At 82.7% G+C, this 554-nt stretch carries 1 pseudogene; it reads right to left on the reverse strand.

Annotated features, from left to right (window positions below):
• Positions 1 to 554 (reverse strand): annotated as a pseudogene (locus ACFQ11_RS37815) (hypothetical protein); the annotation flags it as partial.

Here is a 554-nt window from a genome sequence, read left to right on the forward strand (position 1 = left end):
CCGCCGCGGCGACCAGGGCGGGCGGCCCGTACTCGGTGCGGTCGCGCCGGGCGGCGTCGCGGGCCGCGGCGGCGGCGAGCAGGACGCGGGGGATCATGCCCTGCGGCGCGTCGCGGCCGGGCACGGCGGGGTGCTTGTCGAGGGCGAGTTCGCCGGCGGCCATGAGGGTGTGCAGGGCGCGGACGCCGGGACGGGCGAGGAGCCGCGCGGGGCCGGGGTCGGTGCGCCTGCACCGCAGGGCGAGCACGGTGAGCCCGGCGGTGCTGCGGCAGCCCGTGGCGGCGCCGAGGGCCGCGGCGCGCAGCAGGGCGGGGCGGCGTGCGGGCCGGGGGTCGACGTGGCGGCGGTCGTGTTCGTCGGCCCGGAACGCCGCGGCGAGGGCGGCGTGGGTCGTCATGCCGTAGGCCAGGTGCGGGATCGCGTCGGCGGCCCAGTCGGCGGTGCTCCACCGCCGCGGGTCGGTGATCGCCAGGCGGGCCGCGGGCAGGTCGGCGGCGGCCATCGCGGCGGCGCCCAGCAGCGGGCCGCCGAGCGCGGCGAGCAGCCGGACGCCG

This window comes from Actinomadura sediminis (assembly GCF_042675525.1).
In the GTDB taxonomy this organism is placed as follows: domain Bacteria; phylum Actinomycetota; class Actinomycetes; order Streptosporangiales; family Streptosporangiaceae; genus Spirillospora; species Spirillospora sediminis.